Raw genomic sequence first — 16329 nt, 5'->3', positions numbered from 1 at the left:
CGGACCACATCCCCGGTCCGGCTCCCGGCGGGGGCTGCGGGGCTGGTCGGGCGCATGGAGCCCGCCTAGGTGTCCGGCCCGCCTCTGGTTGGACGCCGTAGCGGTTCGCGCCAGAGGACGCAGGGTGTGGGCGGGCGCACGGTGCTGGCCGGGGCAGTGCCGGGAGGGGCGTGACGGGGTGCCTGGGTGTCGGGGCCGGGGTTAGGTGGCGGGGCGGAAGGTGCTGAGGAAGGTGTTGCGGGTTTCGGTTTGGTCGTCCCACTTGAGTTCGGGGATGGCGAAGGTGATTTTGTAGGCGGCGGCATCGTCGATGCTGACGAAGCGGGTCAGGGCGTGCATGGGGACGCCGTTCTCCAGCGCGTAGGTGTACTCCCAGTCGGCCGACTTCCAGCCGCGCCACTCCAGGGCCTGGAGCTGTACCTGGATGTAGCCCTCTACGCCGCCGTCCGCCTCCTCCTTGGACAGTTCGGCCACGCCGCCGTCCGGCTGCGGGGCCGTCTGCTGGACGGTGATCTTCATGCCCGAGTCCTTGGGGCCGGTGAACGTGGCGGCGCCGTCGGCCGTGGCGGCCTTCCATGTGTCGGGCAGGGCCGCGGTGAAGCCGGCCGCGGTGTGTTCCCTGTAGCCGTCGGGGACGGTTGCCACTGATGGCTCGGGCGCCGTGCTCGACGACGATGACGGTGCGGTGCTCGCGGCCGTTGGCGGGGTGGAGGTGCCGCCCGAGGTCAGGAGCCAGATCGCCACCGCCACCGCGCCCACGCCGGTCAGGGCGGTGATGATGAGGCGCGGGGTGGGGCGGCCGTCGCGCATCCAGCCGGAACCGTCGTCGGCGGGGCGTCTGCGGCTCCTGGTCAGTCGTTCCGGCGCTTTCGAGGTACGGCTCGCGCCGAGGCCGCGGGACAGGTCCCTGGACTGTTCGCGCAGGTCGTCCGCCGAGGCCAGCGGCCAGGGCGCGCTGCGGACGTCGCTGGTCAGCGGCAGGATCGGCTGAGGCCCCGACACACCTCCGAACGTCGGCTGCACGATCCCGGGCCCCGACGCCGACTCCAGCGAGGGCGGCCCCACAGGCGAGGACACGCCACCTGACGGCGAGCGCAGGTCATGCGACCCGGACGACGACTGCGGCCCCGAGAACGCGTGCGGCCCGGAGGGCGAGCGCAGGTCGTGGGGTCCGGAGGGCGAGCGGAAATCGTGCGCGTCGGGCTGGGGTTGCGCGGCAAAGGGGTCGTGGGGGCTGGAGGGGGAGCGGAGGTCGTGCGGGCCCGATGGTGACCGCAGGTCGTGGGCGCCCGACGGTGACTGCCCCCCCGGCTGTGGGTGGCCGGTCAAGGGTGCGTGGCCGGTCTGGGGCGGGTGGCCGGTCTGGGATAGGTGGCCGGGCGATGGCGGGTGGCCGGTCTGCGATAGGTGGCCGGGTAGGGGTGGGCGGGTTGGCTGGGGGTGGGGGCCGGGGGTGGCGAGGGGGAGCGGGGGGAGGGGGTCCTGGGTGCCCGCCAGGGAGTCGTAGCCGCCTGCGGGGAGCGGGCCGGAGTGGCTGGTGAAGGCGTCGAAGGAGGTGCCGGGCTGCTGGATCTGCTGGGTGTTGTGGCTGCCGGACGGGCTGGCGAGGCCGTCGTACGGCATGACGTAGCCGCCGGACGGGCTCTTCAGCGGGTCGTACGGCACGCGTACCGGCCCGGAAGGCGTCTCCACGATCCGCGAAGGCATCGGCCCCGACGGCGGTTCCAGCGGAGGCAGCAGCCCGACCGGTGTCGGGTCCGCCTGGGTGGGCAGGCGGCTGGTCTCGGGGCCGCGCGGCGGCCGGGAGCCGTGGGCGTGCAGGACCTTCTCGAGCTGCTCGGCGACCTGGGCGGCGGCCATGCGCTCGGCGGGGTTCTTGCGCAGGAGGCCCTCGATGACGCCGAGCAGGGCTCCGGCCCGCTGGGGTCTGATCGGGTCCTGGGTGAGGACGGCGCCGAGTACGGCGATGGCGTCGGGCCCCTCGTACGGCGGGCGGCCCTCGACGGCGGCGTACAGTGTGGCGCCGAACGACCACAGGTCGGCCGCCTGCGTGATGGGCTGGCCGGACAGCCGCTCCGGCGGGATGTAGGCGGGCGAGCCCATGAGCAGCCCGGTCTGGGTGATGGTGACGTCGCCTTCGATGGCGGCGATGCCGAAGTCGGTCAGCACGACCCGGTCGGAGGTCAGCAGTACGTTGCCGGGTTTGACGTCGCGGTGCAGGATTCCGGCGGCGTGCGCGTGCCGCAGCGCGTCGAGGACCCGGATGCCGATCTCGGCGGCCTGGATGACGGGCAGGGGGCCGCTCTGCCGTACGGCCTGCTCAAGTGACCAGGCGCGGACGAGTTCCATGACGATCCACGGCCGCCCGTCCTCTTCGACGACGTCGTGGACGGTGACGATGCCGGGGTGGGTGAGGCGCGCGGCGGAGCGGGCCTCGCGCAGCATGCGGCGGTTGGCGACCTGGGCGCCGGAGTGGTCGAGCCCGTAGGGGAGGATCAGCTCCTTGACGGCGACGGCGCGGTCGAGCAGCACGTCATGGGCGTGCCACACCATGCCCATGCCGCCGCGTCCGACAGGCGACATCAGACGGTAGCGCCGGCCGATCAGTCGGCCCTGGCTCTGCGGAACGCCCTCGGCGCCTGGCCCGCTGAGCACGCGGTCGGCTGACATCTCCCGCCCCCATCTCCAGCCTCATCGGTAACACGATACTTCTAGATTATGAGGTTCGACACGATATAGGCAGTTGATTGACGAACGGAAGTTGAACGCTGATATATCACTCTAAAAGGCTGGCTGACCTGGTAAAACGTGTTATTTGAATGGATCACTTACTGAATTGCGGCCCGCTTGGTCAATGCCGCCAGCGCTTTGGTGAACGCCTCAGCCGGAGGGCTCACCAGCCCCGCGCCGACCTGCCCCGTCCCGGCCACGCGGCCCGCGATCCCGGTGTTGACCACCGGCAGCACACCGGTCCGCGCCACGAGCGTGACGTCGATGCCCACCGGCGTCCCGCGGAACCCCAGACCCGGGATCTGGTAGGCGGGATGCTCGGCCAGCGTGATCTCGTACATGGACCGGGTGGCCGCCACCGCGTCCCCCACCTCGCCGCCGACGAAGCGCACGATCGCCGGGGCCGCCGCCATCGCGAAGCCGCCCAGGCCCGCGGTCTCGGTGATCGTCGAGTCGCCGATGTCCGGGTTGGCGTCGGCGGGGCCGTACGCGCCGAGATAGAGACCGTCGGGCACCCCGGCGGGACCGGTGAACCACTGCGAGCCCAGCCCCGAGACCTGCACCCCGAAGTCGGTGCCGTTGCGCGCCATCGCCACCACCAGCGAAGAGCCGGGGATGTCGCGCGCCGCGTCCGTGCCGGCCTTGGCGGCGGCCATCGCCGCGTTGAGGAAGAAGTGGTCGTTGCCGCCGGCGAAGCGCAGCACCTCGGCCGCCGTGCCGGGGGCCGCCTCGACCAGTGCCGGGGCCAGCTCACGCAGCAGGAGTGACGTGGCGGCGCGGTTGCGGTTGTGGAGCTCGTCGCCCATCTGCAGCGCCTGGGCGATCAGCGCGCCCAGGTCGATCGGCCCGCTCACCCGCAGCGCCGCCGCCAGCGCCGGGCCCAGCACCGCGTCCATCCAGCGCAGCCGGTCGAGCACCTCGGGGCCGTAGGCGCCGTAGCGCAGGACCTTGCCGAGGCCCTCGTTGAGCGAGCAGTACGCGGCGCCGCCGTGCTCCTCGTCGCGTACCTCGAACATCCACATCGACGGGCTGACCACGCCGGCCATCGGGCCGACCGCGCGGTGGTGGTGGCAGGGTTCGAGCGCGATCCGGCCGTCGGCCAGCAGATCGTTGGCCTCGCGTTCGTCGGCGGCCCAGCCTTCCAGCAGGGTCGCGCCGATCAGGGCGCCGCGCATCGGTCCCGAGGCCCGGTCCCAGGTGATGGGCGGGCCCGCGTGCAGGAACGTGCGGGGCGGGAGGTCGAGCGCCTCGGCGGCCCGCCGTACCCCGGCCAGATGGGGGCGGGCGGCGGTCAGGCGGCGCACGGCCCGCTCGTTGGCGGCGGCGCGGCGCGGATCGAGCAGCACCCGCGTCAGCGCGCCGGCGGTGCCCGGCAGCGGCGGCCGCCACGCGACAGCGGTCCGCGGCACCGCCTGCGCGTCCAGCGCCTCGCCCAGCAGCTCGGCGCCGACCGTGATCACCCGTGGCGGGCCGGACAGAAGGCTCACAGCAGGCTCCTGGCGTGCCGGGCGGCTTGGGCGTTGGAGGTGAAGACGGCGGCGCCGGCCTCGCGGAAGGCGGCGGCCTGGCGGTGCAGGTCCTGCGGGTCGCCCGCGCTGCCGATCAGCGCCACGACGACCGTGGCGGGGCAGCGGGCGATCGCGTGCGCGTAGGAGGCGGCCGGATCGGGGTCGGCCCCGTGGCCGAGCACGACGTCCATCAGCACCACGTCCCCCTCCGCGACCGCGGCCAGCGCCTCCAGCCGCAACGTCGGGTCGATCATCGGGTGCGGCCGGCCCCGCGTGTAGGCGTCGTCGCCGTAGTCGACGAACGTGCCGGTCCCGGCCACGCCCCCGGCCTCGGCGCAGAGCGTCCCGCCCGAGTAGATGCCGCGCAGCGCGCCGGTGACCGTCCTGCCCGCCCACGCGGGCCAGGCCGGCCACTCGGGCACGGGCCGCCCCAGCTCCTTGAGGACGTGTTCGGCCGTGGCCGTCAGATCCGCCGACGCCTCCACGAACCTCTTCGCCGGTACGGCCGGCCGTACCGGCGGCTGCTTGGACACCAGCACGATCAGCTCGGTGGCCGGATCCTCGTCCAGCATCGCGATCGCCCGGTTGGCCGAGCGCCCGCCGACCTCGGGAGACAGGTCCCGCCCGCCGACGCCCAGCACGTGGCTGACGCCGACCCCGGCCAGGTCCAGCAGGCACGACAGCTGCTGCGCGCCGGTGCCAGAGGCGGCCACGATGCCCACCGGACCGGGCCGCAGGACGTTCGCGAAGCCCAGGCCCACCCCGGAGATCACCGCGGTGCCGCAGTCGGGCCCCATGACCAGCACGCCCTTCTCCGCGGCCAGGTCCTTCAGCGCGATCTCCTGCTCGACGGGCACGCCGTCGCTGAACACCATGACGGACAGCCCCGCCTCGACCGCGTCCACCGCCTCCGCGTACGCGTGCTCGCCCGGCACCGACACCAGCACCACCCCGGCCTCCGTACGGCGGGCGGCCGACCGGGTGGTGAGCGGCGGCTGCTCGCTGTCGGAGGCGGCGGCGAGCGGGGCGTTCGCGGACAGCAGGGCGTCGAGCTCGGCGTGGGCGGCCTCGGCCCGCTCGCCCCTGACCGCCACCAGCAGGTCGGCCGGGTCGGCGGCGGGCAGCTCGAAGCCCAGGTCGCGGGCCAGGTCGAGGTTGAGCGGCGTGGCCATGGCGACCACGGCCACCTCGACGCCGTCCAGGTCGGACAGGGTCTTGCTGATCCGCATCAGCGTGACGGAGTCGCGGTAGACGCCCTTGCGCAGGACCACCTCGTCCGTGCTCACCTGGCACCCGCCAGCGCGGGCGGCACCGGGGCGGCGGCCAGCGCGCGGATGGTCGCCAGCCCGATCCCGACGCCCTGGGCCAGGTCGGCGCCCGAGGTATGGCCCAGACGGCAGAGCCGGGACACGGCCGGTTCCAGCGCGCCGCGGCCGGTCAGCGCGCGCAGGACCCCGGTCACCTCCGGGCACGACTCGCCGCGGGCGGCGCAGTGCAGGAGCGTCGCGGAGATCGGCGTGGTCCTGGTGCGGGCGTCGTAGGTCACGGTCGCGGCCAGCCAGTCGGCCAGCCAGACGGCCCGCTCCACCCCGGCGGACTTGCCCAGGTGGCGCAGGGTCACCAGCAGCCCGGCCAGGACGTCGTCTCCGCTCGGGGTGAGTCCGGGGCCGAGGCCCACCAGTTGCTCGGCTGCGGTCACGACGCCGAGCAGCCAGCCGCGGGCGCAGGATTCGGCCAGCAGTTCTATCGCCTGGTGACCGGCCAGGCCGGGTGCCGGGCGTACCGGATCCAGGGATACGGCCAGCCGTACCGGATCGACGGGAGCGAGCGGCGGGGCGGGGTCCCACCAGCGGCGGGCGCGCAGGCTGAGGCGGCCGAGCTCGATCGTGCCCTCGCCCACCGACGCGTCGTCACCCACCGTGACGTGCGGCAGGTCGGCGGCGAGCAGGACCGAGTTGGGCAGGCGGGTCGCCTCGCCGGTGATGATCGCGATCACCGACGGTTCCAGATCGGTCCTGACCTCCAGGTAGATGCCGGTCGGGAATGCGGCGAGCACGCGGGCGCGGCGTCGCGGCGACTCCAGGACCGGGCGCACGGCGGCGCTGGCCGCACCGGTCACATGGGTGCGGGCGCGCCTGGGATGTGTACTGACCGTCACCGGGCCTCCCTTCCGACCTTGGACCTGACCGTAGAACGGCCCCACGACACCCCGTACGGAGAAATTTGCCAACAGTGACGGAGAAGGTTGGCTCTTCCTGACAGACCGCTTCTGGGGTCACAATCACCACATGGAGCCCCCCGTACGCCTGGCCAGCACGGGCACGATCATCCACGGCGTATCCGTCGGGGAGGTGCTGGGCGTCTCGACCCTCGCCGACGCCCGCCTGATCGCCGGCGAGAGCGGGCTCGGCCGCATCGTGCAGCGCCTCAACGTCATGGAGGTGCCCGACATCCTGGCCTGGGTGAAGCCGCACGAACTGCTGCTCACCACCGGCTACCCGCTGCGCAACACGCCGCAGTCGCTCGGCCGGCTCGTCGCCGACCTCGACGAGCGCGGGCTGGCCGCGCTGGCCATCAAGCTCGGGCGCTACGTGGACGAACTGCCCGGGGAGATGGTCGAGCAGGCCGACCGGCTGGGCTTCCCGCTGATCATCCTGCCGAACGACGTCGGCTTCGACGACATCCTCAACCAGGTCCTCACCGACATCCTCAACCGGCAGGCAGCCGTGCTCGCCCGCGCCGAGGAGGCGCACCGGGCGCTGGTGCAGGTGGTGCTGGCCGGGGGCGGGCTCAACGAGGTGACCGCCGAGGTGGCCGCGCTGCTCGACGTCGCGGTGGCCGCCGTCGACGGCAGCGGCCGGGTGCTCGCCGCCGCCGGGCCCGCCGACCACGTGTCGGCGTTACGCGAGTCGATCGCGCGCGAAGGGCCGCCGCCTTCGGCGCCCGCCGATCTCCCCGGTACGGCCGGCCGTACCCTCGCCTCGGTCCCCGTGGTCGCCGGCGGCCACCACCACGGCCGGATCATCGCCTACAGCCCGACCGGCGCGATCCACGACAGCGACATCGGCATACTCGAACGCACCGCCACCGTCGCCGCCCTGGTCGTCACCCGGCAGGAGGCGGTCAACGCGGTCGAGAGCAAGTACCGCGCCGACTTCCTGCGCGACGTCCTCACCGGCCGGGCCGGCGGCGCCGAACGCATCAGCGCGCGGGCCCGCGCCTTCGGCTGGGACCTGGAACGGCCGGTGACCGTCCTGGTGGCCGAGCTGGACCCCGACGGCGACGAGCGCAGCGCCCAGGACCGCATGGTCAACGGCTGGACCGCCGCCGTGCGCAGGCACGACCCGCGCGGCGCGGTCGCCGGCTTCTCCCACGAGGTCGTCGCCGTCGTCGACGCCGCCCTGGACGCCTCCCGGGTGGCCAAGGACGCCGCGGCCGCCCTGGCCGACGCCCTGCCCGCCACGTTCTCGACCGGCACCTCCCGCCGCTGCACCGCCCCGGCGACCCTGCCCGAGGCCTACTCCCAGGCGCTGAAGGCGGCCAGGGTCGGCCGCCAGCTCCACGGGCCCGGCGCGGTCGCCCAGTTCGACCAGCTCGGCGTTTACCGGCTGCTGTCGCTGGTCAACGACACCGACGAACTGCACGCCTTCGTCCGCGAGACCCTGGGCCCGCTGGCCGGCGACGACGACGCGGAGAACGGCGACCTGCGGCGTACCCTGCAGGTCCTGCTGGAGACGAACCTCAACGTCGCCGAGACCGCGCGCAGGCTGCACTTCCACTACAACACGCTGCGCTACCGGATCGGGAAGCTGGAGCGCATGCTCGGCAACTTCACCGAGGACCACCACCTGCGGCTCAACCTCACGCTGGCCCTGCACGTACTGCGGATGCGGGGCATCTAAGCTGTGCCGTTGTGGACCTGGACTTCGAGCTGAACTCTGACTTCATCCCGCTGTGCGACCTGCTGAAGTACTGCGGCGTCACCGACACGGGCGGCATGGCCAAGCACCTCATCGCCGAGGGCATGGTCTACGTCGACGGGGAGGTCGAGCTCCGCAAGACCCGCAAGATCCGCTCCGGCCAGGTGGTCGCCGGAGACGGCTTCACCATTCACGTGGCCTGACGACCACGCGTGTCACTCCTGCCTCTATTGTGCTCTCCGACATCAAATAGGAGACATCTCCGCTGGTAAGAGGCAAGGGCAGGCAAGATGGCGTTCGGGTGGAAGCTGCACGGCGACGGGAAGCGGCTCGCGCCGGGTGAGGTGGTCAAGCCGGACGAGCGGCTGACCTGGCCCAGGATGATCGGGTTCGGCGCCCAGCACGTGATCGCCATGTTCGGCGCGACGTTCGTGTTCCCGCTGGTCATGGGCCTGGACGCGAACCTGGCCGTGATGATGTCCGGCGTCGCGACGATCCTGTTCCTGCTGATCGTGCAGGGGAAGGTGCCCAGCTACGTCGGCTCCAGCGCCTCGTTCGTGGGCGCGGTGGTCGCGATCAGGGCCGTGGGCGGCGACAGCGCCACGGTGACCGGGTCGCTGCTCGCGGTCGGCGTGGTGCTGGCGCTGGCGGGTCTGGCCATCCACCTGCTGGGGGTCCAGGTCATCCACCGGATCTTCCCGCCGGTGGTGACCGGGGGCATGGTCATGCTGATCGGGTTCGGCATGGCGTACGTGGCGGCGGACGTCTACTGGCCCCAGGATCCCTGGGTCGCGCTGCTGACCATGGCGGCCTCGTTCGTGTTCATCGGGGTCCTGCGCGGGTTCCTCGGCCGGATCGGGGTGCTGCTCGGCCTGGTGTTCGGGTTCGTGCTGTCGTGGGCCTGGGACCTGATCGGCGGGCCGATCACCGCGCCCGGCGGGGACGGGAAGGTGAGCGAGCACCTGCGCGTCAACCTGGACGCCGTCGCCCAGGCCGACTGGATCGGCCTGCCCAAGCTGCACGGGCCGGTCTTCGAGGTCTCCGCGATCCTGGTCTGCCTCCCGGTGGTGATCGCGCTCATCGCGGAGAACGTCGGCCACGTCAAGGCCGTCGGCGAGATGACCGGCGCGGACGTCGACAAGTACATGGGCCGCGCGGTCATGGCCGACGGCGTCGGCACCGTGGTCGCCACCTCGGTCGGCGGCTCTGCCACCACGACGTACGCCGAGAACATCGGCGTCATGGCCGCCACCCGCGTCTACTCCACCGCCGCCTACTACATCGCCGCGGTGATCGCGATCCTGTTCGGCCTGTGCCCGAAGTTCGGCGCGCTGGTCGCCGCCACGCCCGGCGGCGTGCTGGGCGGCGTCACCACGATCCTCTACGGCATGATCGGCCTGCTCGGCGCCAAGATCTGGATCGAGAACAAGGTGAACCTCGCCGAGCCGGCCAACATGGTCCCGGTCGGCGCCGGGATCATCTGCGCGATCGGCCCGGTCGCCTTCCCCGTCACCCAGACCTTCTCGCTCGGCGGCATCACGCTCGGCACGATCGTCCTCCTGGTGGGGTACCACGTGCTCAGGGCGGTGCGCCGGTAACGGCGCCTCTGGTCATCGGCCCAGCTTTGGCAGATCATGACGGTGTAGGACAGTGACATCGGGCCTAATGTGCCCGACAAGCGAGGAACCGCCGCGGAGGAGCCTGCGGGGCGGCCACCGAACCGACGGCCCGGTAGAAAAGGGGCTCTCATGGTTTTGGGTTGGACCAAACAGGGCGACGGAAAACACCTGGCTCCCGGCGAGGTCGTCAGGCCCGACGAGCGCCTGACCTGGCCGAGAATGGTCGGGTTCGGCGCCCAGCACGTGATCGCGATGTTCGGCGCGACCTTCGTCTTCCCGCTCGTGATGGGCCTGGATCCGAACGTCGCCATCATGATGTCCGGCGTCGCCACCATCCTGTTCCTGCTGATCGTGAAGGGGAAGGTGCCCAGCTACCTGGGCACCAGCGCCTCGTTCGTCGGCGGCGTAATCGCCATCAGGGCGCTCATGGGCGGCGACACCCCGGCCGCCGACGCCATCGTCACCGGCGCGATCCTGGTGGCGGGGATCGTGCTGGCCCTCGCGGGGCTGGCCATCCACTTCCTCGGCGTGCAGGTCATCCACCGCATCTTCCCGCCGGTCGTGACCGGCGCCGTCGTCATGCTCATCGGGTTCGGGCTCGCGTTCGTCGTGGCCGACGTCTACTGGCCGCAGGACCAGTGGATGGCCCTGGTCACGATGGCGATCACGTTCGTGGTGATCGTGGCGTTCAAGGGGTTCATCGGCCGGATCGGCATCCTGGTCGGCCTGGTCGCCGGATTCCTGCTGTCGTGGGGCGTGGACAAGGTCTTCGGCAACGTCACCGCGTTCAACGCCGCCACCGGCAAGATCGACACGCACCCGAGGGTCAACCTCTCCTCCGTCGCCCAGGCCGACTGGATCGGGCTGCCGAGCTTCCACGGGCCCGACATCAGGTTCGGCGCGGTCCTGCTCGTCCTGCCCGCCGTCATCGCGCTGATCGCGGAGAACATCGGCCACGTCAAGGCCGTCGGCGAGATGACCAAGACCGACGTCGACCCGTACGTGGGCCGCGCCGTCGCCGCCGACGGCATCGGCACCGTCGTGACCAGCGCCGTGGGCGGCTCGCCCACCACCACCTACGCCGAGAACATCGGCGTCATGGCCGCCACCCGCGTCTACTCCACCGCCGCCTACTACATCGCCGGCGTCATCGCGATCCTGTTCGGCCTGTGCCCGAAGTTCGGCGCGCTGGTCGCCGCCACGCCCGGCGGCGTGCTGGGCGGCGTCACGGTCATCCTCTATGGGATGATCGGCCTGCTCGGAGCCAAGATCTGGGTGGAGAACAGAGTGGACTTCGCCGACCCCGTGAACATGGTGCCCATCGGCGCCGGCATCATCCTGGCGATCGGCCCGGTCGAGCAGATCATCACCGAGGAGTTCCGGCTGCAGGGCATCGCGTTCGGCACCATCGTCGTGGTCGGCGGCTACCACCTGCTGAGATGGATCGCCGGTCGGCCCGCCGAGATCAGGGAGACCGCCGGGTGAAGCCCGCCCCGTTCGAGTACCACGCGCCCCGCGAGGTGGACGCGGCCCTCGACGCCCTGGCCGAGGCCGGGGCCGAGGGCAAGGTGCTCGCCGGCGGCCAGAGCCTGATCCCCATGCTCAACATGCGCCTGGCCGCCCCGGCGCACCTCGTCGACATCAACCGCGTCAGCGCGCTGGCCGCCGTCGAGACCACCGCGCGCGGGGTGCGGGTGGGCGCGCTGGCCAGGCACGCGCAGATCTTCCGCTCCGCGCCGGTCGCCGCGGTCCAGCCGCTGCTGCGGCAGGCCCTGGGGCTCGTCGCGCACCCCGCCATCCGCAGCCGCGGCACCGTCGTGGGCAGCCTCGTGCACGCCGACCCGGCCGCGGAACTGCCGGCCGTCCTCGCCCTTCTCGGAGGTTCGGTACGGCTGGCCGCCCGCGGCGCCGAGCGCGAGGTGGCGGCGCGGGACTTCTTCGTCGGCCCGATGGAGGCGGCCATCCGGCCCGGCGAACTGGCCGTGTCCGCGTTCTTCCCCGCCCTCGGCGCGCGATCCGGGACGGCCTTCGCCGAGGTGGCCCGCAGGCACGGCGACTACGCGCTGGCCGGCGTGTGCGCGCTGGTCGTCCTGGACGAGGATCTGCGGGTGTCGGCGGCCCGGGTGGCGTGCATCGGGGTCGGCCCGGTGCCGCTCGTGTTGGACGTGTCCGGGCACGGCGCCGACTGGGCTTCCGCGGCGCGTGCCGTACAGGATGAGGCGGAGCCCGAGGCGGACATCCACGCGACGGCCGAGTACCGGCGGCATCTGCTGGGGGTCCTGACCGAGCGGGCGCTGCGCGCGGCCGCCCGCAGCGCGGGCAGTGACGACGGCGAGGGGGAGGGCGGTTGAGCGGGCACGAGATCACGCTCGTCGTGAACGGGGTGGCGCGGCGGGTGAGCGTCCCGGCGCGGCGGCTGCTGTCGGACTGCCTGCGCCACGACCTCGGGCTGACCGGGACGCACGTCGGATGCGAGCACGGCGTGTGCGGGTGCTGCACGGTGCTGCTGGACGGGGAGCCGGTGCGGTCCTGCCTGACGTTCGCGGTCACGGTGGACGGGCAGGAGATCACCACGGTCGAGGGGCTGGCCGGGCCGGACGGGATGTCGGCGGTGCAGCGGGCGTTCGCGGAGTGCCATGGGCTGCAGTGCGGGTTCTGCACGCCGGGGTTCCTGTGCACGGTGACGGCGCTGCTCAGGGAGAACCCGGCGCCGACCGAGGAGGAAGTGGTCGAAGGGGTGTCGGGCAACCTGTGCCGGTGCACCGGGTACCAGAACATCATCAAAGCCGTGCACCGGGCGGCGGACCTGATGGCGGAGGAGTCGTGAGCACGCGGTTGTTCGGCGAGCCGGTTCAGCGGGTGGAGGACGCGCGCCTGCTGACCGGCCAGGGACGCTACCTGGACGATCTGGGTCGCGAGGCGCTGGCCGCCGCGTTCGTCCGCTCGCCGCACGCGCACGCCCGCATCCGCGACATCGACGTCACCGCGGCCCTCGACGTCGAGGGCCTGGTCGCCATCTACACCTGGGAGGACCTGCCGCCCCGGGTGGCCGAGCCGCTTCCCCTGCTCATCCCGCACCCGGCCCTCACCCACGGCCGCACCGCCTACCCCCTGGCCAAGGAGACCGTCCGGCACGTCGGCGAGCCCGTCGTCATGGTCGTGGCCACCGACCGCTACCTGGCCGAGGACGTCTGCGCGCTGATCGAGGTCGACTACGAGCCGCTCAAGCCGGTCGTGGGCCTGGAGGAGGCCGCGCAGGGCTCCCGGCTCGTGCACGAGGACGTGCCCGCCAACCTGGGCGCCCACCTCGTCCAGGAGGTCGCCTCGATCGGCGGCGCGAGCGCCAGGGAGTGCATCGAGACCTCGCCGCACACGCTCGCGTTCCGGCTGGACATCGAGCGCAGCGCCAGCATGCCGCTGGAGGGCCGCGGTGTGTACGCCCGCTGGGACGGCCGCGACCTGCGCGTCTACTCCAGCACCCAGACCTCCACCAGCGTCAGGATGGCGATCGCGGCGAAGCTCGGGCTGCCGCTGCCCCAGGTCGAGGTGATCGCGCCCGACGTGGGCGGCGGGTTCGGCGTCAAGATCGTGCATCCGTGGCCGGAGGAGGTCCTGGTGCCGTGGGCGGCCATGACGCTCGGGCGCGAGGTCAAGTGGGCCGAGGACCGGCGCGAGCACTTCGTCGCCAGCGCGCACGAGCGGGCACAGGTGCAGTACGTGCGCGTCGGGTTCGACGACGCCGGGCGGGTGCTGGGGCTGGAGGTGACGATCCTGCACGACCACGGCGCGTACACGCCTTACGGGATCATCGTGCCGATCGTCACGTCCACGCAGCTGCTCGGGCCGTACAAAATCGGGTCTTACCGGGTCGAGTTCAGCTCCATCTACACCAACACCGTGCAGGTCACGCCTTACCGGGGCGCGGGGCGGCCGCAGGCCGTCTTCTGCATGGAACGGACGATGGACAAGATCGCCCAGCATCTCGGCACGGACCGGGCCGACGTGCGCGCGGCCAACTTCATCGGGCCCTCGGAGTTTCCCTACGACCAGCGCATGACCTTCCAGGACGGGCGGCCTCTGGTCTACGACAGCGGGAACTATCCCGAGATGCTGCGCATGATCAAGGAGCTGATCGGGTGGGACTCCTTTGAGCGTGCGCCGAATCGGGGCATCGGGCTGGCCTGTTACGTCGAGGGGACCGGGGTGGGGCCGTACGAGGGCGGGCACGTGCAGATCACCTCGGACGGGCGGGTGCACGTCTCCACCGGGCTGACCTCGCAGGGGCAGGGGCACGAGACGGTGTTCGCGCAGATCGCGGCCTCTGAGCTGGGGGTGCCGCTCTCGCAGGTCTCCGTGGTGACCGGGGACACGCGCCGGTTCGGCTACGCGGTGGGTACCTTCGCCTCCCGGGCCGCTGTCGTCAGTGGCAACGCCATCGCGCTGGCCTGCCGGAAGGTGCGGGAGAAGGCGTTGCGGATCGCGGCCGAGGCGCTGGAGGCCGATCCTGCCGATCTCGACATCGCCGATGGGCTGGTGCACGTGGTCGGCTCGCCGTCCGCGTCGATCCCGCTGTCCACCGTGGCCGTGCTGTCCAATCCGCTTCGGTACTCCTTTGACGCCGAGACTGCCAAAGCTACGCAGTTCGCCACTGCTACTCCGGTGGATCGGCCGCCTGTCGCCGAAGGGGAGGAGCCTGGGCTGGAGGGGCGGGGGTTCTACTCGCCGCTTCGGTCTACTTTCGCGGCGGGGATGCACGCGGCGATCGTGGAGACCGATCCTGACACCGCGGAGATCCGGATTCTGCGTTATGCGGTGGTGCATGACTGTGGGCGGCTGGTCAATCCGATGATCGTCGAGGGGCAGGTGCATGGTGGGGTTGCCCAGGGGATTGGGGGCGCCCTTTATGAGCGGATGGCTTATGACTCGGATGGGCAGCTGCTCAACGCCTCGTTCATGGACTTTCTGATGCCCTATGCGAGTGAGATTCCGCGGATCGAGACGGCTCATCTGGAGACGCCTTCGCCGTTGAACCCCTTGGGGATCAAGGGGGCGGGGGAGGCTGGGGTGATTCCGGTGTCGGCGGTGATCGCTTCGGCTCTGGAGGATGCTGAGGGGTTCGACATCGACCGGATGCCCATCTCGCCGTCTGACCTGTACCACCTGCGGGAGCGTCCTGCTCCCGGGGACCGCTAGGTCCCGCTTCCGGGCCGGCCCGCTCTTGCTTCTGGGCCATTACGTCGCCGCCCCGACTCTTGCTTCTGGGCCGGTAGGCCCCGGCTCGACGTCGGCCCGCTCTTGGTTCGGGGCCGGTGGGGCCCGGGGCTGGAGCCGCTAGGCTCCTGCGGCATGCGTGTTGATCTCGCCTGGCGTGGGCTGACTGCTGTGCCGGATCCTGCCGGGGTTTCGGTGTTGGTGTTGGATGGTAACCGGGTGGCGGATGTTCCGGATTTTTCGGGATATAGCGGGTTGCGGGAGTTGCATCTTGACGGAAATTTGCTGACTCGGGTGCCTTCTTGCCCGCCGTACCTTGAAGTGCTTTTCCTGTACGGCAACGCCATCACCACCCTCCCCGAACGTTTGCCCAGCGGCCTCAGGCACCTGGCGGTCGGCGGGAACCGGCTCACCTCCATCCCCGACACGCTGTGGGAGCTGACCGGCCTGGAGACCCTCAACCTGGCCGAGAACGCGCTCACCGAGATCTCCCCGGCGATCGGCAGGCTGGGCTCGCTACGCATGCTCGACCTCGGCCACAACCAGATCGCCTCCGTGCCCGCCACGATCGGCGACCTCAACCTCACCGACTACCTGTACCTGAGCGACAACGGCCTCACCCAGGTACCGGCGGAACTGGGCAAGCTGGACCGCCTGGCGTACCTCAACCTGACCGACAACCACCTGGAGTCGTTGCCCGCCTCCCTCGGCGACATGGCCGGGCTGGTGGAACTGCGCCTGTACAACAACCGCCTGGAAACCCTGCCCGCCACCCTCACCCGCCTGAGCCGACTGCGAGAACTACATCTTCAGGGGAACCGGCTCCGCGAACTGCCCCCTCTGCCGCCGGCACTGACCCACCTCGACCTGCGGAACAACCTGCTGTCCCGATTGCCCGCCCTCCCGTCCGGCCTGCTCGAACTCGACCTGCGCAACAACCGGCTACGCACCCTCCCGGACGAGCTGCCACTGGGCCTGCGCAAGCTGGATCTACGCTGGAACAAGCTGGCCGACGAGCCCCCGATCCTCGACCGCCTCCGGTCCTCGGGCTGCATGGTGCTCCGCTAACCACCCTCCCGCCCCCGGCACCCCGCACCCTTCACCCTTCACCCCTCACCCCTCATCCCTCACCCCTCACCCCTCACCCCTCACCCCTCACCCCGCGCCCCCTACCCCGCACCCCGCGCCTCGCACCCCGCGCGCTCTGCGTCGCGCTCCTCCTGCGCTTTCCGCGCCCTGCACCCGCGCGCCCTGCACCCGCGCGCCCTGCACCCGCGCGCCCTGCACCCGCGCGCCCTGCACCCGCGCGCCCTGCACCCGCGCGCCCTGCACCCGCGCGCC

At 71.8% G+C, this 16329-nt stretch carries 12 protein-coding genes; 8 read left to right on the top strand and 4 right to left on the bottom strand.

Annotation, left to right across the window (positions count from 1 at the left end; all coding sequences use genetic code 11):
• Positions 1-201 precede the first annotated feature (201 nt).
• From HNR40_RS53945 to HNR40_RS41680, 4 genes are all read right to left on the bottom strand, one after another.
• Positions 202-2670: a serine/threonine protein kinase gene (locus tag HNR40_RS53945; RefSeq protein WP_221341484.1), complete on the bottom strand. Its 2469-nt coding sequence runs from the start codon at positions 2668-2670 to the stop codon at positions 202-204.
• A gap of 158 nt (positions 2671-2828) precedes the next feature.
• The gene (locus HNR40_RS41690; RefSeq protein ID WP_184971599.1) at positions 2829-4217 is read right to left on the bottom strand and encodes a YlbE family protein; all 1389 of its coding nucleotides are present in this window, start codon (positions 4215-4217) and stop codon (positions 2829-2831) included.
• On the bottom strand, positions 4214-5524 hold the full coding sequence (locus HNR40_RS41685) for an AllF/FdrA family protein (protein ID WP_312896719.1): 1311 nt from the start codon (positions 5522-5524) through the stop codon (positions 4214-4216). Before HNR40_RS41685 ends, HNR40_RS41690 begins: the two co-directional genes overlap by 4 nt.
• On the bottom strand, positions 5521-6396 hold the full coding sequence (locus HNR40_RS41680) for an oxamate carbamoyltransferase subunit AllH family protein (RefSeq protein ID WP_184971597.1): 876 nt from the start codon (positions 6394-6396) through the stop codon (positions 5521-5523). Before HNR40_RS41680 ends, HNR40_RS41685 begins: the two co-directional genes overlap by 4 nt.
• A gap of 130 nt (positions 6397-6526) precedes the next feature.
• Here HNR40_RS41680 and HNR40_RS41675 point away from each other — a divergent pair, with 130 nt between their 5' ends.
• The 8 genes from HNR40_RS41675 to HNR40_RS41640 all read left to right on the top strand — a co-directional run bounded on the left by HNR40_RS41675 (position 6527) and on the right by HNR40_RS41640 (position 16056).
• Positions 6527-8140, top strand: a complete 1614-nt coding sequence (locus HNR40_RS41675; protein ID WP_184971595.1) for a PucR family transcriptional regulator — start codon at positions 6527-6529, stop codon at positions 8138-8140.
• Between the two features lie 11 nt (positions 8141-8151).
• Positions 8152-8361, top strand: coding sequence for an RNA-binding S4 domain-containing protein (locus HNR40_RS41670; protein ID WP_184971593.1), 210 nt, complete (start codon positions 8152-8154; stop codon positions 8359-8361).
• Positions 8362-8448: 87 nt separating this feature from the next.
• Positions 8449-9756 carry a uracil-xanthine permease family protein gene (locus HNR40_RS41665; protein WP_184971591.1) on the top strand — a complete coding sequence of 436 codons (1308 nt, stop codon included), beginning with the start codon at positions 8449-8451 and terminating at the stop codon, positions 9754-9756.
• A 150-nt stretch (positions 9757-9906) separates the two neighbouring features.
• Positions 9907-11262, top strand: a complete 1356-nt coding sequence (locus tag HNR40_RS41660; protein ID WP_184971589.1) for a uracil-xanthine permease family protein — start codon at positions 9907-9909, stop codon at positions 11260-11262.
• Complete coding sequence (locus HNR40_RS41655) at positions 11259-12128, top strand: FAD binding domain-containing protein (RefSeq protein ID WP_184971588.1); 870 nt, start codon at positions 11259-11261, stop codon at positions 12126-12128. The genes HNR40_RS41660 and HNR40_RS41655 overlap by 4 nt, the downstream gene beginning before the upstream one ends.
• Complete coding sequence (locus tag HNR40_RS41650) at positions 12125-12604, top strand: (2Fe-2S)-binding protein (RefSeq protein WP_184971586.1); 480 nt, start codon at positions 12125-12127, stop codon at positions 12602-12604. Before HNR40_RS41655 ends, HNR40_RS41650 begins: the two co-directional genes overlap by 4 nt.
• A complete protein-coding gene (gene cutA / locus HNR40_RS41645) occupies positions 12601-14970 on the top strand; it encodes an aerobic carbon-monoxide dehydrogenase large subunit (RefSeq protein WP_184971584.1) in 2370 nt (789 codons plus the stop codon). The genes HNR40_RS41650 and cutA overlap by 4 nt, the downstream gene beginning before the upstream one ends.
• Positions 14971-15309: 339 nt before the next feature.
• Positions 15310-16056 (top strand): leucine-rich repeat domain-containing protein, encoded by a 747-nt coding sequence (locus HNR40_RS41640; protein ID WP_312896718.1) that lies wholly within the window; start codon positions 15310-15312, stop codon positions 16054-16056.
• The last annotated feature ends 273 nt before the right edge of the window (positions 16057-16329 follow it).

Origin of the sequence: Nonomuraea endophytica, from assembly GCF_014203235.1 — a bacterium.
Classification (GTDB): domain Bacteria; phylum Actinomycetota; class Actinomycetes; order Streptosporangiales; family Streptosporangiaceae; genus Nonomuraea; species Nonomuraea endophytica.
The sequence above is the reverse complement of the archived record's forward strand: the minus strand, read 5'-3'. Positions and strand labels throughout refer to the sequence as shown.